This is a genomic window from Pseudomonas tremae, from assembly GCF_023278125.1.
In the GTDB taxonomy this organism is placed as follows: domain Bacteria; phylum Pseudomonadota; class Gammaproteobacteria; order Pseudomonadales; family Pseudomonadaceae; genus Aquipseudomonas; species Aquipseudomonas tremae.
The window spans coordinates 5,647,646-5,669,031 of record NZ_CP066270.1 but is presented as its reverse complement, the minus strand read 5'-3'; the positions used below and the strand labels follow the sequence as shown (position 1 = coordinate 5,669,031).

Annotated in this window: 18 protein-coding genes; 11 read left to right on the top strand and 7 right to left on the bottom strand. The window is 59.8% G+C overall.

The features are described 5' to 3' along the window. Positions 1-88 precede the first annotated feature (88 nt). Together trpB and trpA are read left to right on the top strand one after the other, a co-directional pair. Positions 89-1,318 (top strand): tryptophan synthase subunit beta, encoded by a 1,230-nt coding sequence (gene trpB / locus I9H09_RS25710; protein WP_024669997.1) that lies wholly within the window; start codon positions 89-91, stop codon positions 1,316-1,318. Further along, entirely contained in the window at positions 1,315-2,133 is an 819-nt protein-coding gene (gene trpA / locus I9H09_RS25705; protein WP_236502497.1) for a tryptophan synthase subunit alpha, read from the top strand. The genes trpB and trpA overlap by 4 nt, the downstream gene beginning before the upstream one ends. A gap of 203 nt (positions 2,134-2,336) precedes the next feature. Here the strand turns inward: trpA and I9H09_RS25700 are convergent, their stop codons facing one another. Next, positions 2,337-3,161 (bottom strand): alpha/beta fold hydrolase, encoded by an 825-nt coding sequence (locus I9H09_RS25700; RefSeq protein WP_236502496.1) that lies wholly within the window; start codon positions 3,159-3,161, stop codon positions 2,337-2,339. 144 nt (positions 3,162-3,305) lie between these two features. After that, entirely contained in the window at positions 3,306-4,256 is a 951-nt protein-coding gene (locus I9H09_RS25695; RefSeq protein WP_122347429.1) for a choline sulfate utilization transcriptional regulator, read from the bottom strand. Between the two features lie 114 nt (positions 4,257-4,370). On the opposite strand from I9H09_RS25695, the gene betC reads away from it, so the two are divergent. The 3 genes from betC to I9H09_RS25680 all read left to right on the top strand — a co-directional run bounded on the left by betC (position 4,371) and on the right by I9H09_RS25680 (position 8,585). Next, the gene (gene betC / locus I9H09_RS25690; RefSeq protein WP_122347430.1) at positions 4,371-5,876 is read left to right on the top strand and encodes a choline-sulfatase; all 1,506 of its coding nucleotides are present in this window, start codon (positions 4,371-4,373) and stop codon (positions 5,874-5,876) included. A gap of 37 nt (positions 5,877-5,913) precedes the next feature. Continuing rightward, positions 5,914-6,840, top strand: coding sequence for a choline ABC transporter substrate-binding protein (locus I9H09_RS25685; RefSeq protein ID WP_122312377.1), 927 nt, complete (start codon positions 5,914-5,916; stop codon positions 6,838-6,840). A gap of 176 nt (positions 6,841-7,016) precedes the next feature. Further along, a complete protein-coding gene (locus tag I9H09_RS25680; protein ID WP_122324355.1) occupies positions 7,017-8,585 on the top strand; it encodes a SulP family inorganic anion transporter in 1,569 nt (522 codons plus the stop codon). Positions 8,586-8,762: 177 nt separating this feature from the next. On the opposite strand, the gene aroE is transcribed toward I9H09_RS25680, so the two are convergent. Both aroE and hemF read right to left on the bottom strand, forming a co-directional pair. Next, positions 8,763-9,584: a shikimate dehydrogenase gene (aroE, locus tag I9H09_RS25675; protein WP_122312379.1), complete on the bottom strand. Its 822-nt coding sequence runs from the start codon at positions 9,582-9,584 to the stop codon at positions 8,763-8,765. Continuing rightward, positions 9,584-10,498, bottom strand: coding sequence for an oxygen-dependent coproporphyrinogen oxidase (hemF, locus tag I9H09_RS25670; protein ID WP_005894756.1), 915 nt, complete (start codon positions 10,496-10,498; stop codon positions 9,584-9,586). The genes aroE and hemF overlap by 1 nt, the downstream gene beginning before the upstream one ends. Before the next feature lie 167 nt (positions 10,499-10,665). On the opposite strand from hemF, the gene I9H09_RS25665 reads away from it, so the two are divergent. Further along, positions 10,666-11,643, top strand: coding sequence for an NADPH:quinone reductase (locus tag I9H09_RS25665; protein ID WP_005894758.1), 978 nt, complete (start codon positions 10,666-10,668; stop codon positions 11,641-11,643). Between the two features lie 7 nt (positions 11,644-11,650). Here I9H09_RS25665 and tsaC read toward each other — a convergent pair whose 3' ends face one another. The 3 genes from tsaC to I9H09_RS25650 all read right to left on the bottom strand — a co-directional run bounded on the left by tsaC (position 11,651) and on the right by I9H09_RS25650 (position 14,510). Further along, entirely contained in the window at positions 11,651-12,208 is a 558-nt protein-coding gene (gene tsaC / locus I9H09_RS25660) for an L-threonylcarbamoyladenylate synthase type 1 TsaC (RefSeq protein ID WP_005894760.1), read from the bottom strand. Between the two features lie 38 nt (positions 12,209-12,246). Continuing rightward, positions 12,247-13,362 (bottom strand): DNA-processing protein DprA, encoded by a 1,116-nt coding sequence (gene dprA, locus I9H09_RS25655; RefSeq protein ID WP_122324353.1) that lies wholly within the window; start codon positions 13,360-13,362, stop codon positions 12,247-12,249. Positions 13,363-13,484: 122 nt separating this feature from the next. After that, on the bottom strand, positions 13,485-14,510 hold the full coding sequence (locus I9H09_RS25650; RefSeq protein ID WP_024669990.1) for a LysM peptidoglycan-binding domain-containing protein: 1,026 nt from the start codon (positions 14,508-14,510) through the stop codon (positions 13,485-13,487). A gap of 125 nt (positions 14,511-14,635) precedes the next feature. Between I9H09_RS25650 and def the strand changes: the two genes are divergently transcribed. The 5 genes from def to I9H09_RS25625 all read left to right on the top strand — a co-directional run bounded on the left by def (position 14,636) and on the right by I9H09_RS25625 (position 21,357). Then, a complete protein-coding gene (def, locus tag I9H09_RS25645; protein ID WP_005894766.1) occupies positions 14,636-15,142 on the top strand; it encodes a peptide deformylase in 507 nt (168 codons plus the stop codon). A gap of 59 nt (positions 15,143-15,201) precedes the next feature. After that, entirely contained in the window at positions 15,202-16,146 is a 945-nt protein-coding gene (gene fmt, locus I9H09_RS25640) for a methionyl-tRNA formyltransferase (protein WP_122312380.1), read from the top strand. Next, positions 16,143-17,468, top strand: a complete 1,326-nt coding sequence (rsmB, locus tag I9H09_RS25635) for a 16S rRNA (cytosine(967)-C(5))-methyltransferase RsmB (RefSeq protein ID WP_122346353.1) — start codon at positions 16,143-16,145, stop codon at positions 17,466-17,468. Before fmt ends, rsmB begins: the two co-directional genes overlap by 4 nt. Positions 17,469-17,472: 4 nt before the next feature. After that, positions 17,473-18,846: a Trk system potassium transporter TrkA gene (trkA, locus tag I9H09_RS25630; protein ID WP_005894773.1), complete on the top strand. Its 1,374-nt coding sequence runs from the start codon at positions 17,473-17,475 to the stop codon at positions 18,844-18,846. 147 nt (positions 18,847-18,993) lie between these two features. After that, positions 18,994-21,357 carry an FdhF/YdeP family oxidoreductase gene (locus I9H09_RS25625; RefSeq protein WP_236502495.1) on the top strand — a complete coding sequence of 788 codons (2,364 nt, stop codon included), beginning with the start codon at positions 18,994-18,996 and terminating at the stop codon, positions 21,355-21,357. The last annotated feature ends 29 nt before the right edge of the window (positions 21,358-21,386 follow it).

The window sequence follows — 21,386 nt, the reverse complement described above, 5'->3', positions numbered from 1 at the left end:
GGTTTTCTTTCGGGTATGTGATGGTTAAAGTGGACTCATTGCCGATCCGGCTCACTCAATTCGCATAACACTGCAACTGGAGTATTTCATGACCCAGACCAACTTCCGCAGCGGCCCTGACGCCAACGGCCTGTTCGGCTCATTCGGCGGCCGCTACGTGGCAGAAACCCTCATGCCGCTGGTGCTTGACCTCAACCGCGAGTACGAAGCGGCCAAGGCAGACCCGGAATTCGCCAAAGAGATGGCTTATTTCCAGCGCGATTACGTGGGCCGCCCGAACCCGCTGTACTTCGCCGAACGCCTGACAGAGTTCTGTGGCGGCGCAAAAATCTATTTCAAACGTGAAGAGCTCAATCACACTGGCGCGCACAAGATCAACAACTGCATCGGTCAGGTGCTGTTGGCCAAGCGCATGGGCAAAAAACGCCTGATCGCGGAAACCGGTGCCGGCATGCACGGTGTGGCCACTGCGACTGTTGCAGCACGTTTCGGCCTGCCCTGCGTGATCTACATGGGCGCCACCGACATCGAGCGCCAACAGGCCAACGTGTTCCGCATGAAGCTGCTGGGCGCTGAAATCGTCCCGGTCACTTCCGGCACCGGCACCCTGAAAGACGCGATGAACGAAGCCCTGCGTGACTGGGTGACCAACGTCGACGACACCTTCTACCTGATCGGTACGGTGGCAGGCCCGCACCCATACCCAGCGATGGTCCGTGACTTCCAGGCCATCATCGGCAGAGAAACCCGAGAGCAGATGCAGGAGAAGGAAGGCCGCCTGCCCGACAGCCTGATTGCCTGCGTTGGCGGTGGCTCCAACGCCATGGGCCTGTTCCATCCGTTCCTCAATGACGCCAGCGTTGAAATCATTGGCGTCGAGGCTGGTGGTCACGGCGTGAGTACCGACAAACATGCAGCCAGCCTGAACGGCGGCGTTCCGGGCGTACTGCACGGCAACCGCACGTACTTGCTGCAGGATGGCGACGGGCAAATCACTGACGCGCATTCGATTTCTGCCGGTCTGGACTACCCGGGCATCGGCCCGGAGCACGCCTTCCTGCACGAAGTGAAGCGCGTCGAATACGTCAGCATCACCGACGACGAAGCGCTGGACGCTTTCCACCAGTGCTGCCTGCTCGAAGGCATCATTCCGGCACTGGAAACCGCTCACGCCTTGGCCGAGGCCATGAAGCGTGCGACCAACCTGCGTGACGATCACTTGATGGTCGTGTGCCTGTCCGGGCGCGGTGACAAAGACATGCAAACCGTCATGACCCACATGGCAGCCGCCGAACAAACCAAGGAGATGCTGGTATGAGCCGTCTAGAGCAACGTTTCGACCAGCTGAAAACTGAGGGCCGTGCTGCGCTGGTCACCTTCATTACTGCCGGCGATCCTGGCTACGACACTTCATTGAAAGTCCTGAAAGGGCTGCCTGCTGCGGGCGCTGATGTGATCGAACTGGGCATGCCGTTCACTGATCCGATGGCCGATGGTGTGGCCATTCAGCTGGCGACGCTGCGTTCGCTGGACGCGGGCCAGACCCTTCAGAAGACTTTGCAGATGGTTAGCGAGTTTCGGGTCGACGATCAGACCACACCGATCGTGTTGATGGGCTACTACAACCCGATCCACCGTTTTGGCGTTGAAGCATTCGTGGCGCAGGCCAAGGAAGCGGGCGTTGATGGTCTGATCATCGTTGACCTGCCGCCTGAACACGATGCCGAGCTGGCAACCCCGGCACAAGCGTCCGGTATCGACTTCATCCGTCTGACCACGCCAACTACCGACGACGCGCGCCTGCCGCGCGTACTGGAGCGCAGTTCCGGTTTCGTCTACTACGTTTCGGTTGCCGGTGTGACCGGCGCTGGCTCGGCAACCACCGAGCACGTCACTGAAGCCATTGCGCGTCTGCGTCGTCACACAAGCCTGCCGATCAGCGTGGGCTTCGGTATCCGCACTCCCGAGCAGGCAGCCGCCATTGCTCGTCTGGCGGAAGGCGTGGTGGTGGGCTCGGCGTTCGTCGACAAGATCGCCAATGCCGAGTCGCCGGAGCAGGCAATCGATGACGTGCTGACGTTGTGCGCCGCACTGGCCGAAGGCGTGCGTAACGCACGGGTCAACCGGGGCTAAAGTTTCTGCCGTTGAATAAAAGGGGTTCATGACCAAGTCATGAACCCCTTTTTTGCTGCATCGGACAAAGCCGAATTCCGCCCCCATGAAATGCCAAAGCGACGAGTTTCCGAGGATATACCGCCCTCTTCGCGGACAAGTCCGTTCCCACAGAAAGCCCCTCTCTACCTGAGGTCGAGGCGCGACGCAGAGCCTGGCCAGGCTCAATCCTGCTTTTGATTAACCCGCGCCAAAAATGTCATCAATGCCCCTGACACAAAATCAGGGTTTTCCAGATTAGCGATATGACCCGCCTCGGGTACCAGCACATAAGGGCAGCCAATCAGCCCGGCCATCTCACGGGTTTCCTCAGGCGGGCGCGGGATGTCCGCGTCGCCACACATCACCAGCGTGGTGTCGGCATTCAGTTGTTCGATCAACCCCAGTCGGTCGTCACGACCAAAGATCATTCGCCCCAATGGCGCAATGGTCTGGCGCAACTGCTCTGCATTCATGCCTGCCAGCGCCGCCCGAAAGGCCTGATACAAAGGCGACTGCGGATCAATACCAGGACGGAAAAAAATCGGCACCACGATATCCAGCAACGGCGCAGGAAAAGCACCGGTTTCTTCCAGTTTGTTTATCAACGAGAAGTAATAGGCCTTCGTGGCTTCGGTTTCCTTGCCCAGGTAAGTATCCATCAACACCAGCCCGGTGATGCGCTCAGGTGCCAACAGCGCAGCAATGGCACCCCACATACCGCCTACCGACAACCCTACGATACTGCAACGTTCGATATTCAAATGATCCAGCAACGCCAGCGCATGACGGGTCAGATCATCGAGATTACGAGTGCCTTCCGGAAAGCCATCAGACTCACCATGCCCCCAAAGGTCCGGCACAATCACCCGATACTGACTGGCCAGGGTATCAAGCTGCGCGCTCCACATGCCTTTGTCCCAGAGATAACTGTGACCCAGCAGGACAACCGGACCGGTGCCTTGGTCCGAGTAGTGAAGAGCCTTGCCATCGATGAGTAGATTCGGCATTTCTGATGATCCTGTGTTCTGGTCTTTCAGCATTCAGTTCAAGCGCCCGTGGCAGGCTACTTATTATTTTGAAGCGTATGCATGACCCTTTTGTTGAAGTTCGCGCCGCAACGGACCGAGCGGTCATTTTTCAGCCAGGCAATATTACACCGCAATCGAAGGTAACGGCCTGCCAGCCAGCGACACGCCGCTCAACGCCTGCTCACTCGCCAGCCAATCCATGAATTGCTGGACGATCTGCACGCGCCGTTTGCGCTGGGGTAACACTACGTAATAACCGTGGCCAGAGATTGCTGAGCCAGCGATGGGCCGGCAGAGCAGGCCCTGGTCGAGGAGGTCGTCGACCAGGTGTTTCCAGCCGATGGCGATGCCTTGTCCGCCGATGGCGGCCTGGATCAGCAGGGTGTAGTTATCGAAGCGCAACTGGCCGGGGGCGGGGGCTTGGGGAATGTCGAGGGCACGGAATACACCCGCCCAGTCGAACCAGTTGTTGATGCTTTCGCCGCGCAGGTGCAACAGCGGGAAGTCGCGCAGTGCCTCATTGGGCAGCGGTGTCTGGCGACCGCCAATCAGTTGCGGGCTGCACACCGGAAAGACTTCTTCGTTGAACAGCCAGTGGCTTTCGCCCTGTTTGAAGCGCCCGTCACCGAATAGCACAGCGACGTCGATATCGGCGCGGAGCATGCTGTGGGTACGCTCACTGGTGACCAGGCTGACGTCCACGTCGGGGTTGACCTTGTGGAATCGGTGCAGGCGCGGCATCAGCCAGTAGGCGGCGAAGGCAAAGTCGGTCGCAACCTGTAAAACTTCATGCTGGCGCTGTTCGGTGATCGCTATCAGCCCGCTGTCGATGGACTGCAAGCCTGCCTGAACATGGCTGAACAATATTTCACCGGCCTCGGTAAGCTCGATACCGCGATAGATGCGGTCGAACAGGCGGGTTACCAATTTCTCTTCAAGGCGCTTTATCTGCTGACTGACAGCAGGCTGGGTGGTGCCCAGTTCGATAGCCGCAGCGGTAAAGCTGCGCAGGCGGGCCGCGACTTCAAAAGCACGCAGCAGGTCGAGGGACATGTCGCCAAACGATTTAAACATTAGCTGGGCTTATCCTAGGCATTGCCTGGCATGGGCTTTACCATAAAACACTAGGGTATCATCCTCGTACTTAGCAATTTCGCATAACTTTTCACAATGGGATGCAGCGATTACATGAAGCGCAAAAATATTCTGTTCATCATGGCCGATCAAATGGCCGCGCCAATGTTGCCGTTCTACGCCCAATCGCCAATTCTGATGCCGAACCTGAGCCGCATTGCTGCCAACGGTGTGGTGTTCGATTCAGCGTATTGCAACAGCCCTCTGTGCGCGCCATCGCGTTTCACCCTGGTCAGCGGTCAGTTGCCGAGCAAGATCGGCGCGTACGACAACGCAGCTGATTTCCCGGCGGATATCCCGACCTACGCTCACTATCTGCGCGCGCTCGGCTACAAGACCGCTCTGGCAGGCAAGATGCATTTCTGCGGGCCGGATCAACTGCACGGTTACGAAGAGCGCCTGACCAGTGACATCTACCCGGCCGACTACGGCTGGTCGGTCAACTGGGACGAGCCGGATGTGCGCCCGAGCTGGTATCACAACATGTCGTCGGTATTGCAGGCCGGCCCGTGCATTCGTACCAACCAGCTGGATTTCGACGAAGAAGTGCTGTTCAAGTCTCAACAGTACCTCTATGACCACGTACGCCAGGACGGTGATGCGCCGTTCTGCCTGACCGTTTCCATGACTCACCCTCACGACCCGTACACCATCCCCAAGCCGTTCTGGGACCTGTACGCCGACGAAGAAATTCCGATGCCGCCGCCGCACGCCAATCAGGCCGCGCTGGACCCGCACTCACAACGGCTGCTCAAGGTGTATGACCTGTGGGACAAGCCGATGCCAACAGACAAGATTCGTGATGCACGGCGTGCCTACTTCGGCGCCTGCAGCTATATCGACCTGAACGTCGGCAAGCTGATGCAGACGCTTGATGAAGTGGGTCTGGCGGACGACACCATCGTGGTGTTCTCCGGTGATCACGGCGACATGCTGGGCGAGAAGGGTCTCTGGTACAAAATGCACTGGTTCGAAATGGCTGCTCGCGTACCGCTGGTGGTTTACTCACAGGGGCAGTTCGAGCCGGGGCGCGTGAGTGCCTCGGTATCGACTGCCGATCTGCTGCCGACTTTTGTCGAAATGGCCAACGGCAAACTCGACAAAGGCATGCCGCTGGACGGGCGCTCGTTGATACCGCACCTGAAACGCAAAGGCGGTCATGACGAGGTGTTTGGCGAGTACATGGCCGAAGGCACCACCAGCCCATTGATGATGATCCGTCGCGGCGCTTACAAATTCATCTATTCGGAACAGGACCCGTGCCTGTTGTTCGATGTGAAGAACGACCCGAAAGAGCAGAAGGACCTGAGCCAGTCGTCAGCCCATGAAAAGCTGTTCAATGACTTCCTGGCCGAAGCTCGGGCCAAATGGGACATTCCGGCGATACACCAACAGGTGCTCGCCAGCCAGCGCAGAAGGCGCTTCGTCGCTAAATCGCTGGCAACCGGCAAGCTGAAGAGTTGGGATCACCAGCCACTGGTCGACGCCAGTCAGCAGTACATGCGCAACCATATTGATCTGGACGATCTGGAGCGCAAGGCACGTTTTCCGCAACCTTGACCCTGCCCACACCAAAAAAATCAAAAGGGGTACATCAATGATGAAGTTAACCACAGCCGCAGCGGTCACGGTCATGACGCTCACCAGCCTTGCGGCGCAGGCCGAGGACGCGAGTTGCAGCACCGTGAAGATGGCCGACCCGGGCTGGAGCGACATCGCGGCCACCAACGCAATTACCAGCACAGTGCTCGAGGGCCTGGGCTACAAGCCCAAGGTTGACACGCTGGCGGTGCCAATCGCCTATGGCGGCTTGAAAGACGGCAAGCTGGATGTGTTTCTGGGTAACTGGATGCCGGCGCAACAGGGCTTTTACGACAAGTTCGTGGCGACCGGCGATGTGACGCAACTGGCCAGGAACCTTGAGGGCACAGAATTCACGCTGGCCGTGCCGGATTACGTCTGGGACGCTGGCGTGCATGATTTCGCCGACCTGAGCAAGTTCGCCGACAAGTTCGACAAGAAGATCTACGGCATTGGCTCTGGCGCACCGGCCAACCTGTCGCTACAGGAGATCATCAAGAAGAACGAGTTCGACCTGGGCAAGTGGAAGCTGGTTGAGTCGAGCGAGCAGGCGATGCTCGCCGAGGTTAATCGCAACGTGAAGAAGAAGGCGTTCGTGGTCTTCCTTGGCTGGACGCCACACCCCATGAACGTGCAGATCAAGGGCATGCACTACCTCAAGGGTGGCGAAAAATATTTTGGTGACACGGGCTCGGTCTTCACCCTGACCCGCAAGGGTTACGCTGAAGCCTGCCCGAATGTGGGCAAGCTGCTGACCAACCTGAGCTTCACCCTGGACATGGAAAACAGCATCATGGCCGAGGTGACCAACAAGAAGGTCAGCAACAGTGAAGCAGCAAAAGCCTGGATCAAGGCCAACCCGGCGGTACTGGACAAGTGGCTGGATGGGGTGAAAACCGTCGATGGCAAAGACGGCCTGGCGGCGGTGAAAGCGAAGTTGTAGGCGTAAGATTCCGAGTACGCAGCGTGGCGCAGATTTGTGACGCGGAGCGTCACCCAGGGCATTCCCACGCGGAGCGTGAGGAACGATAGTTCTATAACTATCGTGCCCATGCTCTGCGTGGGCATGCAGTTCCGGGACGCTCTGCGTCCTCTACGTTCAATTCACCCGAGGGACCGATGCGCTGGCTCAATCGCCATAAATTTCTACCGTTCCTCGCCTGGTTGCCCCAGCAGACTCGCAACAGCATCGGGCGGGATGCGCTGGTAGGTTTGAGCGGGGCCATTCTGGCGCTGCCGCAGTCCATCGCTTACGCACTCATCGCCGGGTTGCCGCCGGAGTACGGCCTGTACGCCGCCATTGTTCCCGTCATCATCGCCTGTCTGTGGGGCTCGTCCTGGCACCTGATCTGCGGGCCGACGGCGGCTATTTCCATCGTTCTGTATGCCAGTGTCAGTCCGCTTGCCATGCCAGCCAGTCAGGACTACATAATGCTGATCCTGCTGCTGACATTCATCGCCGGAGCCTTCCAGCTGTTGCTGGGGATGATGCGTTTCGGCGCGCTGGTAAATTTCGTTTCGCACTCGGTGGTGCTCGGCTTCACGTTGGGCGCCGCCATCGTGATCGCCCTTGGACAGATGCCAAACCTGCTGGGCCTCGATCTGCCGAGCCAAACCACTGCCCTCAATAGCCTGAACGCGATACTCGAGCATCGCGGCGACGTCGACATGCCTTCACTGATACTCGGATTGCTGACCTTGGCACTGGGTATCGGCCTGAAAGCTCTGGTGCCGCGCTGGCCGACACTGCTGATCACATTGGTGGCGAGCAGTCTGTTGGTGTGGCTATGGCCGGCGATGTTCGGTCAAGTGCGGGTGGTCAGCACCTTCCTCGGGCATCTTCCGCCTTTCAGCCCGCTGCCGATGGACCTCGAGCTGATCCTCAAACTACTGCCGACCGCAGTGGCGGTGGGCATGCTCGGGCTGGTCAACAGCCTGTCGATTGCCCGCTCGCTGTCAGCTCGTTCGCAGCAGATGCTCAACGCCAATCAGGAAGTGCGTGCCCAAGGCCTGTCGAACATGGTCGGCTCACTGTTTTCCGGCTATCTATCAGCGGGCTCGTTCACCCGTGCGGCGCTGAGTTACGAGGCGGGCGCTCGCTCGCCGTTGGCCGGGGTGTTTTCAGCGCTGTGGGTGGCACTGTTCGCCGTCGCCGGAGCCTCGTTGATCTCGCATATTCCGATCCCGGCCATGGCGGCTTCAATCCTGCTGATCTGCTGGGGCCTGGTGGATCGTCGCGGCATTCGCGCACTGTTCCGCGTCAGCCGCGCCGAGTTTTTCGTGATGGCGCTGACCTGCCTGGCCACGCTGCTGCTTGAGCTGCAAACTGCGATTTATGCAGGCGTGCTGGCCTCACTATTCTTCTACCTCAAGCGCACCTCACAACCGCGCGTGCAGCAATGGCGCGAAGGAGACGAGGATGTGCTGCGGGTCGGCGGGTCGATCTTCTTCGGCGCCAGCCATTATCTGCAAACCCGACTGCAACGCACTGAAGGGCTGCGTGTGGTCATCGATGCGCAGCAGATCAACTTCATTGATTACTCGGGCGTGGAAATGCTCCATCAGGAAGCACGACGCCTGGGTCAACAGGGGCGAGTACTGGTACTGCGCAATGCCAGACCACAAGTGATAGAGGAACTGCGCAAGCTGGAAGGAGCAGAGAACTGCCCGATCCTGTTTGAGGAGTGAGTTGTAACTCATCGTCGCGACGCTCTGCGTTCAGTGTTATACGCAAGTCCGCTTTTGATTCTGGCCGAAGGACGTGGGAGCGAAGCGTCGCCCGGTCCGCTTCCACGGCCTCCGGGCAGAAGCCAAATCTACGGGCTTATCAGGGCTTGCGTATAACGCAGAGCATTGGCACGACAGTCATTGCGCCAGCAACCTGCGCAACTCCGCCAGCACCGGCGCCGAATCCGGCCGCACGCCACGCCACAACAAGAAGGCTTCTGCCGCCTGCTCAACCAGCATCCCCAGCCCATCAACCGACTGCGCTGCGCCATGTTCGCTAGCCCAGCGACAGAAAGCGGTAGGCTCTTTGCCATACATCATGTCGTAGCAAAAGGTCGCGCCGGGCTGGACAAGGCTCGGGGAAACAGGCGGCAGCTCCCCGACCAGGCTGGCGGACGTAGCGTTGATAATCAGGTCCACCGGCTCTTCCAGCCAGTCAAAGCTGCTGGCAAACACCGGACCGAGATCAGCAAACTCCTCAGCCAGTCGCTCGGCTTTCTCGACGGTACGATTGGCGACCACCAGCACAGCGGGCTGTTCCGCCAGCAACGGCTCCAGCGCGCCACGAACGGCGCCGCCAGCGCCAAGCAACAGAACGCGCCGACCGTGCAGCTCAACTCCATAATTTACTGTCAGATCACGCACCAACCCGGCGCCGTCGGTGTTGTCACCCAGCAGCGTGCCGTCATCGAGTTTGCTCAGCGTATTGACCGCTCCCGCACGCTGGCCTCGCTCGGTCAGGCTGTCGGCCAGACGATACGCCTCTTCCTTGAACGGCACCGTCACATTGGCGCCGCGCCCGATCTGGAAAAACGCCTTGGCGAACACGGTGAAATCATCCAGCGGCGCCAGCGAAGCGCGGTAATCCAGCGATTGTCCGGTTTGCTCGGCAAACAAACGGTGGATCAAAGGCGACTTGCTGTGACCGATTGGATGACCGAAGACGACGTACTGGTCCATCAGTTTTCTGCCAACCAGTCGCGATCAGTCAGGAAATACTCGGTCAGGCGCGCCTCTTCGCTGCCCGGCGCGGCTTTCCAGTCATAGCCCCAGCGAACCTGCGGCGGCAGAGACATCAGGATCGATTCGGTACGGCCACCCGATTGCAGACCGAACAACGTGCCGCGGTCATACACCAGGTTGAACTCGACGTAGCGCCCGCGACGGAACTCCTGAAACTCTCGTTGCTGCACGGTATAAGCCGCAGCCTTGCGACGCCGCACAATCGGCAGGTAGGCATTGATAAATGCATCACCGATGGCGCGAATGAACGCGAAGCTGGTGTCGAAATCCCACTGGTTCACGTCATCGAAAAACAGACCGCCAATACCCCTTGGCTCGTCGCGATGCTTGAGGTGGAAGTAGCTGTCGCACCATGCTTTGTAGCGCGGGTAGACATCATCGCCGAAGGGCGCACAGGCACGCTCGGCAACCCGGTGCCAATGCACGCAATCTTCCTCGACGCCGTAGTAAGGCGTCAGGTCGAAACCGCCACCGAACCACCAAACGGCCTCTTCACCTTCTTTCTCGGCAATGAAAAACCGCACGTTGGCGTGAGAGGTGGGCACATGCGGGTTATGCGGATGGATCACCAGCGACACGCCCAGTGCCTCGAAACCACGCCCGGCCAGCTCCGGCCGATGCGCACTTGCAGACGGCGGCAGGTTGCTGCCAAATACATGGGAAAAGTTGACGCCGCCTTTCTCGATGACCGCGCCATTCTCGATCACTCGCGTGCGACCACCGCCGCCTGCCGGACGTGTCCAGGCATCTTCTACAAAGTGTGCATTGCCATCTTCCTGTTCAAGCGCGGTGCAGATACGGTCTTGCAGGTCGAGCAGGTAGGCTTTTACGGCCTCGGTACGGGTACTCATGAGGATCCCTTACGGCTGACGTCAAACGGCTGGCCCCGGAACAGAAGGGGCGCAGGCAAATTGGCGCGTAGCATACCATCGGCAGAGCGGGCTGGCAGTTGACGAAGGCCGGGGGAAAGAGTCCGATGGGTGCCTTGGCAGCCTTTTAACCATCAAGGAGAGAGCACATGGCAAAGCGTATCCAGTTCAGCACGGTCGGAGGACCCGAGGTTCTTGAATATGTCGATTTCGAGCCGGAGGCTCCGGGGCCACAGGCGGTCGTTGTGCGCAACAAGGCGATTGGCCTGAATTTTATCGATACCTATTACCGCAGCGGGCTTTATCCGGCGCCGTTTCTGCCATCCGGTCTTGGTGCCGAAGGGGCCGGGGTGGTCGAGGCAGTGGGCGATGAGGTAACGCGCTTCAAAGCCGGTGACCGGGTTGCCTATGGCACCGGCCCTCTGGGCGCGTACAGCGAAGTGCATGTGCTGCCCGAGGCGAATCTGGTCAAGCTGGCCGACTCGGTGAGTTTCGAGCAGGCCGCTGCGCTGATGCTCAAGGGCCTGACCGTGCAATACCTGTTGCGCCAGACGTATCAGGTGAAGCCGGGCGAGATCATTCTGTTTCATGCCGCCGCAGGCGGAGTCGGCTCGCTGGCCTGCCAATGGGCCAAGGCGTTGGGCGCCAAGCTGATCGGCACGGTCAGTTCGCCGGAGAAGGCTGCACACGCCAAGGCGCTCGGTGCCTGGGCGACTATCGATTACAGCCATGAAGATGTCGCCAAGCGCGTGCTGGAGCTGACCGACGGCAAGAAATGCCCGGTGGTCTACGACGGCGTGGGGCAGGACACTTGGCTGACGTCGCTCGACAGCGTGGCACCGCGAGGCCTGGTGGTGAGTTTCGGCAATGCATCAGGGCCGGTATCCGGCGTGAATCTGGGCATTCTGGCGCAGAAGGGCTCGGTGTACGTGACCCGCCCTACATTGGCCACCTACGCCAACAATGCGCAGAACCTGCAGACCATGGCTGACGAGCTGTTCGACATGCTCGCCAGCGGCAAGCTCAAGGTCGATGACATTCAGCAGTATGCGTTGAAGGATGCCGCCAAGGCACAGACCGAGCTCTCGGCGCGGCGCACCACTGGCTCGACCATCCTGATTCCTTGAACGAGCGTCAGCCAGCGCGCATCACCTGGCCGGTTGCGATATCACGGATCACGCTGGGGTTTCGGCGGCCGCCCAGGCTGCCGCCGAGTACGCCGTCGATCTGCCCGCGAAAGTACTGCTCGACGCGCAACCGCGAACGCGCAGCCGGGCGACCTGCCGGGTTGGCCGATGTGGAAATCAGTGGACCGACCAACGCACACAACTCGCGCACGGTCGGGTGATCGGTGACACGCAGCGCCACGGTTTCGTGAATGCCGGTAATCCACTCGGGTAGCAGGTTCTGATGCGGCACCAGCCATGTATTGGGCCCCGGCCAGGTACTGGCCATGCGGTCGAGCCACAGTTCGGGAAAGTCTTCGAACAGAAAGTCGAACTGACGAATGTTGTCCGCAATCAGGATCAGGCCCTTTTCCACAGGCCGCGACTTGATCGCCAACAGACGATAAACCGCTTCCTCATCCCAGGGATCACACCCCAGCCCCCAGACTGCTTCGGTCGGGTAGGCAATCACGGCACCGGCTCGAATATCCTGAGCGGCTTGTTGCACGCGCCAACTGCTGACCATTGTTTGTCTCTCCGCTAGATCCTGGCAGCAGTTTAACCTCAGGGCGCTCTGGCGAACCATCGTCCCGCTTCACTGCTTATCCTTCCGTCCAGTTCCAGTTCGGTCAGGCCCGCCAAGACCTTGGGCAACGGCCAGCCGCTGGACACCGACAGCCCTTCGCTGGTGTGTGGCGCGGCATGCAGCAGGGCCAGCAATGGATGGTTGCAGGGCGCTGCTCTAGCAGGCTCGGGGGCAACACTGGGCGCCATGCTCCTCCAGTGTTGCAAGCCTTCAAGTATGTGGTCGACAGTCTCGACCAGCGTTGCGCCATCGCGTATCAATTGATGGCAACCCTTCGCGCCCGGATGGTGGATCGAGCCCGGAATCGCATAAACCTCTCGGCCATGCTCGGCTGCCAGTCGTGCGGTAATCAACGAACCGCTGGCTAGGCTGGCCTCGACTACCAGCACGCCGAGCGACAGGCCGCTGATGATCCGGTTGCGCCGCGGGAAGTTGCTGGCCTGCGGTTGGGCGTCCAGCGGGAACTCGGAAATCACTGCGCCGCCCTGCGCTGCCATCCGGTCTGCAAGCGCACGATGCTGCTGTGGATAAAGTTTCTCGAGCCCTGTGCCGAGCACACCGATTGTAAGCCCACCGACATCCAGCGCGCCCTGATGCGCGGCGCCGTCAATGCCGCGAGCCAGACCGCTGGTGATCACAAAACCGGCGCCAGCGAGGCTGCGTGCAAAAGCTGTGGCGGTGTCCAGTCCGGGCCGCGATGCGCGGCGACTGCCGACCATGCCCAGCTGCGGGCGCTCCAGGATCGAAGGGTCGCCGGCGACGAAGATCAATGGCGGCGGGTCGGCGATCTCGGCCAGTAAGGCGGGGTAGCAAGGGTCGTCCCACATCAGTAAATGCTGGCCCGGACGCTCTAGCCAGGCCAAAGCTGCACTGGCGCCGTCACGCACCGTGGCATCACGACGGGCTTCGGCACACGCGCTCGGTATACCCAAAGCCCGCCACGCGCTGGCGGGCGCGCTCAAGGCCGAGGAGGCCGAGCCGAATGCATCGATGAGCCTGGAAAAGCGCTTCGGCCCCACCTCAGGCAGGCGGTGTATACGCAAACGGGCTTCCAGCTCTGCGGGCGAAGAGAGGGCGTTTTCGAACAATGGCATGAGATCGTCCCTGATCCATTGTGCATCTCAGATGATGCACAAACCTGTGGATAACTCTGTTGACAACAATTTGATAAGTACCTGGTTCGTCAGGCAAATACGTGTCGATACTGAACACGGCTTTAGGGGTTGCGAACCTTGTCCATGATGGCCAAAGATCGATTGGCTTGCAGGACCAAGGCGTAACTAAGCTTGTCGTACGTGCGGAAAACCATCAGCAAGCCCGCCCGTTCGTCGGGGATTTTCACAAGATCGCCTGTGATTCGGTCGCGTACCGTTTCGCTGGTCTTGTAGATCGCAAGTACGTTGCCTTCAGTCAGGCCGTCACGTTTGCCTTTGTTGAGGGTGACGACATCCAGCACGCCGACCTGGGTCACGCCGCGCGGCACATCCAGAATCAAACCATCTATGGGGGTCTGCGGGGCGCTGGGCAGAAACGTCGAGTTGATCGAACGTTCTTCACTGGCAAACAGGCGGTCACCCAGACGCACTTCCTGAGTGGAACGCTGCAAGGTCAGGGTCGAGATGTCGCCTTCAGTGGCAACTACTTCGGCGCTGCCGACGTCGTCGGCGTTGATCCCCAGCACTTCCTTGGTCTGCGGGTCGGTGTAGATCTTGCCCTGCCGAAAGATGCCATAAACGCTATGCGACGGGTCCAGCCAGCCGCGCGCATACGCTCGATCACCGGCGCCGCTGAGCACGCGCTCGGCATTGCCTGCGACGATGTAGGGTGCCTTATCGAACTGCTCGGCACTGTCGACGATGCGGTTGCTGATCAAAAATGCGTTGATCGCGCCCAGGGGTATGCTCGGAATGGCCTGGACCATCGGCGTGCTGCGTACATGCGGTGACAATTTGATAGTACCGCGCGACTCGCCGCGATTGAGCGTTACCCGTGGCTGACCGTCCACCCAGGTCAGTGCCAGGGTATCGCCTGGGTAGATAAGGTCAGGATCGCGAACCTGTGGGTTGGCCCGCCAGATCTCGCGCCATTGCCACGGTTGGCGCAAGAACTTGCCGGAAATATCCCAAAGCGTGTCCCCGGCCACGACAGTGTAGCTCTGCGGATAGCCTTCCCTGAGTTGCACTTGCGCCTGCGCAAGACCGCTGGCGGTCAGCAGCAGCAGGGCGAGTAGTGATTTCCTCATGCGGTGAATCCCTTTATCATGTTGCCTCACGCGAACCCTAGAGTCCTGTCCTGGGCTGCCCGCCTTGAATTCCCGAGCCTGGCACCCGACATCGACTTTACCTTAACAGTGCAGCTCTTACGTATATGGCCATCCTAAACATCCTCGAATTTCCCGATTCGCGCCTGCGCACCCTCGCCAAACCTGTAGCGATGGTAGACGAAGGCATTCGCCAGTTGGTCGACGACATGTTTGAAACCATGTACGAAGCGCCTGGCATCGGCCTCGCGGCCACGCAGGTCAACGTTCACAAACGTGTGGTTGTGATGGACCTGAGTGAAGACCGCAGCGAACCGATGGTCTTCATCAACCCTGAAATCGAAAAACTGACCGACGAAATGGATCAGTATCAGGAAGGCTGCCTGTCAGTGCCAGGTTTCTACGAAAACGTCGACCGTCCGCAGAAAGTCCGCGTCAAGGCCCTTGACCGCGACGGCAAGCCTTATGAAATGGTTGCTGAAGGCCTGCTTGCCATCTGTATCCAGCACGAGTGTGATCACCTGAACGGCAAGCTGTTCGTCGATTACCTCTCCAACCTCAAGCGTGACCGGATCAAGAAAAAGCTCGAAAAACAGCACAAGCTCAACGCTTGATCCGTTGTTACCCCTAAAAGGCCTGTAGAGGCCTTTTTGTTTTCAAGAACGAGAACTCCATGACTGAGCCACTGCGCATCGTCTTCGCCGGCACTCCGGAATTTGCCGCCGAACACCTCAAGGCCCTGCTCGACAGCGCTCACCAGATCGTGGCCGTGTACACCCAGCCTGATCGCCCGGCCGGTCGCGGACAAAAGCTGATGCCAAGCCCGGTCAAGCAACTGGCGCTGCAACATGACATCCCCGTGATGCAACCGCCTACCCTGCGCGATCCTGCAGCACAGGCCGAGCTGGCAGCGCTCAGCCCTGACCTGATGGTGGTGGTCGCCTACGGTTTGATCCTGCCGCAGGTGGTGCTGGATATTCCGCGTCTGGGTTGCATCAACAGCCATGCGTCGCTGCTGCCACGCTGGCGCGGCGCCGCGCCGATCCAGCGCGCCGTGCAGGCTGGTGATGCCGAGAGTGGCGTGACCGTGATGCGCATGGAAGCTGGCCTGGACACCGGGCCAATGCTGCTCAAGGCAGTGACGCCAATCACTGCACAGGACACCGGCGGCACGTTGCATGACCGCCTGGCCGAACTGGGCCCGCCAGCTGTATTGCAGGCTATTTCCGGCTTGGCGGAAGGTTCGCTGATCGGGGAGGTTCAGGACAACAGCCTGGCCAACTATGCTCATAAGTTGAACAAGGACGAAGCCCGTATCGACTGGAGCCGTCCAGCCGATGAACTGGAACGTCTGGTGCGAGCCTTCAACCCTTGGCCGATCTGCCACAGCACCCTGAACGAAGAAACCCTGAAAGTACTGGCGGCTGATCTGGCAGAAGGGCAGGGCGCACCGGGGACCATTCTCAGCGCCAGCAAGGACGGCCTGATCGTCGCCTGCGGCCAGAACGCTCTGCGCCTCACTCGTCTGCAACTGCCGGGTGGCAAGCCTCTGAACTTCACTGATCTGTTCAATAGCCGCCGCGAGAAGTTCGCCATCGGTACGGTACTCGGCCAATGAATCCGCGTCTGGCCGCCGCCAAGGCCCTGGCTGCCGTACTCAGCGGCAAGGCGTCGCTGAACAGCTCGCTGCCGACCCAACTAGACAAGGTCGAACTGCGTGATCGCGGCCTGACCCAGGATCTGGCGTTCGGTACAGCGCGCTGGCAACCGCGCCTGTCGGCACTGGCAGCCAAATTGTTGCAAAAGCCGTTCAAGGCAGCCGACGCCGACGTTGAGGCGTTATTGCTGGTCGGCCTTTATCAGCTGTTCTACAGCCGCATCCCGCCCCATGCCGCCATTGGCGAAACCGTGGGCTGCGCAGACAAATTGAAAAAGCCTTGGGCCAAAGGCCTGCTCAATGCCGTACTGCGCAATGCTCAACGTGATGGCGAAGCACTGCTGATAGAGCTGGAACACGACCCGGTGGTGCGCACCGCTCACCCGCGCTGGCTGCAAAAAGCCTTGAAAGCGGCATGGCCGGAACAGTGGGAAGCCATTTGCGCGGCCAACAACGCCCATCCGCCGATGATCCTGAGGGTCAACCGCCGCCATGACAGTAGGGACCACTACCTCGAGCGGCTGAGGACAGCCGGCCTGGAAGCGAGCGCGTGTACGTTCAGCCAGGACGGCATTGTGCTGGCAGAGCCATGTGACGTGCGCTCACTGCCAGGTTTTGCCGAAGGCTGGATCAGTGTTCAGGATGAAGCCGCGCAACTGGCTGCCGACTTGCTGGAGCTGGCACCCGGCCAACGGGTGCTCGACGCTTGCTGCGCGCCCGGCGGCAAGACCTGTCACTTGCTTGAAGCGCAGCCGCAACTGGGCGGCGTGGTGGCAGTGGACCTTGAGGGCAAGCGTCTGGTGCGCGTGCGTGAAAACCTCGACCGCCTGGGCCTGAACGCCGAACTGATCGCTGCCGACGCCCGTGACACTGCAACCTGGTGGGATGGCAAACCGTTCCAGCGCATTCTGCTCGACGCCCCTTGTTCGGCCACCGGCGTTATCCGCCGCCACCCGGACATCAAACTCACTCGGCAACTCGACGATATCGCCGCGCTCGCCTCCTTGCAGGGCGAACTGCTCGACGCGTTGTGGCCTACGCTGCAGGTAGGCGGCATGTTGGTATACGCGACCTGCTCGACGCTGCCGACTGAAAACACCGAGGTCATCGAGGCGTTTCTGGCCCGTACATCCGGGGCCAGGGAACTCGACATCGCGGGGCAGGCTGGGCAGCCGCCTGCCGGCATCAAGCAACCGCACGGTCGCCAGTTGCTGGCCCAACAGGGTGGTCATGACGGTTTCTATTACGCCAAACTGATCAAGATCGCAGCGTCGCGGGAGTGAACAGTTGAAAATCATCATTCTGGGTGCAGGTCAGGTAGGCGGTACGCTGGCCGAGCACCTGGCGGGCGAAGCCAACGACATCACCGTGGTCGACATCGACGGCGACCGGTTGCGCGCGCTGGGCGACCGCCTGGACATCCGCACGGTGCAGGGCAAAGGCTCGTATCCCGCAGTGCTGCGCCAGGCCGGTGCGGATGACGCCGACATGCTGGTCGCGGTGACCAGCAGCGACGAAGCCAACATGATCGCCTGTCAGGTGGCCCACACACTGTTTCAAACGCCGACCAAGATCGCCCGAATCCGCGAAGCGGCTTACCTGACGCGTGCCGACCTGTTCGATAAAAAGGCGATTCCGGTCGACGTGCTGATCAGTCCGGAACAAGTGGTTACCAACTACATCAAACGCCTGATCGAATACCCCAGTGCGCTGCAGGTCATCGACTTTGCCGGCGGCAAAGCGCAGCTGGTAGCGGTCAAAGCCTATTACGGCGGGCCACTGGTCGGGCAGCAACTGCGCCAATTGCGGGCGCATATGCCTGACGTCGATACACGGATCGCCGCTATTTACCGACGTGATCGTGCCATTCTGCCTAGAGGCGATACGGTCATCGAAGCCGACGACGAAGTGTTTTTCATCGCCGCCAAAGCTCATATTCGTGCCGTAATGGGCGAATTGCGGCGCCTCGACGAAAACTACAAACGCATTGTCATCGCAGGCGGCGGCAATATCGGCGAGCGTCTGGCCGAAGCCATTGAAAGCCGCTACCAGGTCAAGATCATCGAAGTGAACCCGGCGCGTTGTCGCTACCTGTCGGAGAACCTCGACAGCACTGTGGTGCTACAGGGCAGTTCCTCGGATCGCGACTTGCTGCTGGAAGAAAACATCGCCAACACCGATCTGTTCCTGGCCCTGACCAACGACGATGAAGCCAACATCATGTCGTCGCTGCTGGCCAAGCGAATGGGCGCGCGCAAAGTAATGACGCTGATCAACAACGCCGCTTATGTCGACCTGGTACAAGGCGGCGAGATCGACGTTGCGATCAGCCCGCAACTGGCAACCATCGGCACGCTGCTGGCCCACGTGCGACGCGGCGATATCGTCAGCGTCCACTCGCTGCGCCGCGGCGCGGCAGAGGCCATCGAGATTGTCGCGCATGGCGATACCAGTTCCAGCAAGGTGGTCGGTCGCGCCATCAGGGACATCAACCTGCCGACCGGTACTGCAATCGGTGCAGTCATCCGCGATGATCAGGTGTTGATCGCTCACGATGTCACCGTGATCGAGTCAGGCGACCACGTCATCATGTTTCTTGTGGATAAAAAGTGCATTCGTGATGTAGAGCGGCTGTTCCAGGTGGGCCTGAGTTTTTTCTGAACAGCTTGCCATCCTGACTGAACCTCCTGCCGATGCGTCTGGTCGGTGACGCTCGTCGATCAAGGCGAATTCTCTCTGGGCGCGTGCATCACAGACACACGCGCACAAATGCCTTCACTGGCCTTCATCAGGGAGAAAACACGCTCAATGTCTCAATCCGAAGATTCCCAGGCCCCGCTTCAAGGCTCACAGACCGACAGCTCTGCCGCTGGCGGCTGGCCTGCGCTCAGTGCAGTCAACAAACATCTGTTGCATCAACATGTTTTGCTCAAGGGCAACCGAACGCTGCTGTCCATGAACAAACCCGGCGGCTTCGATTGCCCCAGCTGTTCCTGGCCGGATCCGAAGAAACCGCACACGTTTGAATACTGTGAAAACGGTGCCAAGGCACTGGCCTGGGAATCGACCAAAAAACGTGTCACACCAGACTTTTTCGCTCTGCATACGGTTAGCGAACTGGCCACATGGAGCGACCACGACCTGGAGAAACAAGGCCGTATTGCTCAGCCGATGCGCTACGACGCCGCCAGTGACAAATATCTGCCTGTCAGTTGGGACGAAGCGTTCGCCGAGATCGGCGAAGAGCTGCGCCATCTGAGCGACCCGTGGAAATTGGAGCTGTACACCTCGGGACGCACGTCGAATGAAGCCGCATTTCTCTATCAGCTGTTTGGCCGCCTGTATGGCATGGCCAATTTCCCTGACTGCTCGAACATGTGCCATGAGACCACCACGTCGGCGCTGCCCGAATCGATCGGAGTTGGCAAAGGCACCACAACGCTGGAAGACTTCGAGAGCGCCGACGCCATTTTCATCATTGGTCAGAACCCCGGGACCAACAGCCCGCGCATGATGTCCGAGCTGCACGCCGCCGCACGCCGTGGCGCGAGCATCATCTCGTTCAACCCCTTGCGCGAAAAAGCCCTGGTGCGTTTTGCAGCACCACAGGACCCGCGCGACATGCTCAGTCGCGGCGGAGTGAAGATCAGCTCTCAATACCATCAGGTCAGAATCGGCGGCGACATGATTGCCCTGCAGGGCGTCTGCAAATTGGTTATCGAAGCGGACGATGCGGCTCAGCGTAAAGGGCTGCCACGTGTGCTTGATGTAGCTTTCATTGAAGAACACACCCACGGCCTTGAGCATTTCGCCGATTACTGCCGACAGCTGCCGTGGGAAATCATCGAGCGTCATTCGGGCCTGACGCGTCAGGCCCTGGAGGATGTGGCGGCGGTCTACATGCGTTCGGAGCGGGTAATCTGTTGCTGGGGCATGGGCATCACTCAGCACAAGCGCGGTGGCGACGCGATGCAACAGATCATCAATTTGCTGCTGTTACGCGGCAACATCGGCAAGCTGGGCGCAGGCGCTTGTCCCATTCGCGGCCACTCCAATGTGCAGGGCGACCGGACCATGGGCATCTTCGAAAAAGCCGGCGAACCTTTTCTGGCCAGCATGAGCAAGGTATTCGGTTTCGAAGCATCCCGAAAAAAAGGGCACGCTGTGGCCGATACCTGCGAGGCCTTGTTGCGTGGCGAAGTGGAAGCGTTCATTTCCATGGGCGGCAACTTCTTCCGTGCCATTCCGGACACCGATGTCATCTGCCCGACCGTCAGCCGCTTGAAAATGACCGTGCTGGTCAACACCAAACTCAACCGCAGTGCAACGATACATGGCCGCAAAGCGTTTCTGCTGCCGTGCGTAGCCCGCTCGGAACTGGACATGCAGAGCGGCGTGGCGCAAACCATTACGGTCGAAGACTCGATGTCGATGGTGCACGGCTCGACCGGCATGCTGGAACCTGCCTCGAAAGACCTGATTTCCGAAGTGGCGATCATCGCGGGTATTGCCAAGGCGACGCTTGCACCCAACCCCAAGGTGGATTGGGACAGCTATGTGAACGATTACGCCCGTATTCGCGACAAGATCGAAGAAGTGCTGCCCGAGCAGTTTTATGACTTCAACCAGCGCATCCTCGAGCCCGGCGGCTTCCGCTTGCCCAATGACGCCAGCGAGCGCAAGTGGAACACCGAGTCAGGCAGGGCTAACTTCCTCTTTCCTGAAGGAGTTTACGATGAGGACGACACACCACCGGGCGCTGATCATCTGCAGTTGATGACGATCCGCAGCCATGACCAGTTCAATACCACGGTGTATTCCAACGATGATCGTTACCGGGATATATACGGCGACCGCATGGTGGTGATGCTCAATCCACAGGACATCGAGCGCCTTGGCCTCAAGGCAGGGGATTATGTCGAATTCCAGACCGCCCTCGACCCGATCACGCCACGCAGTGCAGCTGGCTTCAAGGTCATCCCGTACGATGTGCCGCAGGGTTGCTGCGCGGCGTACTACCCCGAAACCAATGGCCTGCTGCCGCTGGCGAATCGGGACAGACACGGCAATACACCCGCAGCCAAATCCATCCCGGTAAACCTGGTGCGGATGAACCCGGAAAGCACTCAGATTGCGCTGGAACGACGCGGATTGATTGCGGCGGCCAGTTAAGGCCGCAAGGAAGGCACTATCGCGCCCAT

Coding starts and splice junctions, on each gene's coding strand:
- trpB (WP_024669997.1), top strand. CDS start 89: ATGACCCAGACCAACTTCCGCAGCGGCCCTGACGCCAACGGCCTGTTC.
- trpA (WP_236502497.1), top strand. CDS start 1,315: ATGAGCCGTCTAGAGCAACGTTTCGACCAGCTGAAAACTGAGGGCCGT.
- I9H09_RS25700 (WP_236502496.1), bottom strand. CDS start 3,161: ATGCCGAATCTACTCATCGATGGCAAGGCTCTTCACTACTCGGACCAA.
- I9H09_RS25695 (WP_122347429.1), bottom strand. CDS start 4,256: ATGTTTAAATCGTTTGGCGACATGTCCCTCGACCTGCTGCGTGCTTTT.
- betC (WP_122347430.1), top strand. CDS start 4,371: ATGAAGCGCAAAAATATTCTGTTCATCATGGCCGATCAAATGGCCGCG.
- I9H09_RS25685 (WP_122312377.1), top strand. CDS start 5,914: ATGATGAAGTTAACCACAGCCGCAGCGGTCACGGTCATGACGCTCACC.
- I9H09_RS25680 (WP_122324355.1), top strand. CDS start 7,017: ATGCGCTGGCTCAATCGCCATAAATTTCTACCGTTCCTCGCCTGGTTG.
- aroE (WP_122312379.1), bottom strand. CDS start 9,584: ATGGACCAGTACGTCGTCTTCGGTCATCCAATCGGTCACAGCAAGTCG.
- hemF (WP_005894756.1), bottom strand. CDS start 10,498: ATGAGTACCCGTACCGAGGCCGTAAAAGCCTACCTGCTCGACCTGCAA.
- I9H09_RS25665 (WP_005894758.1), top strand. CDS start 10,666: ATGGCAAAGCGTATCCAGTTCAGCACGGTCGGAGGACCCGAGGTTCTT.
- tsaC (WP_005894760.1), bottom strand. CDS start 12,208: ATGGTCAGCAGTTGGCGCGTGCAACAAGCCGCTCAGGATATTCGAGCC.
- dprA (WP_122324353.1), bottom strand. CDS start 13,362: ATGCCATTGTTCGAAAACGCCCTCTCTTCGCCCGCAGAGCTGGAAGCC.
- I9H09_RS25650 (WP_024669990.1), bottom strand. CDS start 14,510: ATGAGGAAATCACTACTCGCCCTGCTGCTGCTGACCGCCAGCGGTCTT.
- def (WP_005894766.1), top strand. CDS start 14,636: ATGGCCATCCTAAACATCCTCGAATTTCCCGATTCGCGCCTGCGCACC.
- fmt (WP_122312380.1), top strand. CDS start 15,202: ATGACTGAGCCACTGCGCATCGTCTTCGCCGGCACTCCGGAATTTGCC.
- rsmB (WP_122346353.1), top strand. CDS start 16,143: ATGAATCCGCGTCTGGCCGCCGCCAAGGCCCTGGCTGCCGTACTCAGC.
- I9H09_RS25625 (WP_236502495.1), top strand. CDS start 18,994: ATGTCTCAATCCGAAGATTCCCAGGCCCCGCTTCAAGGCTCACAGACC.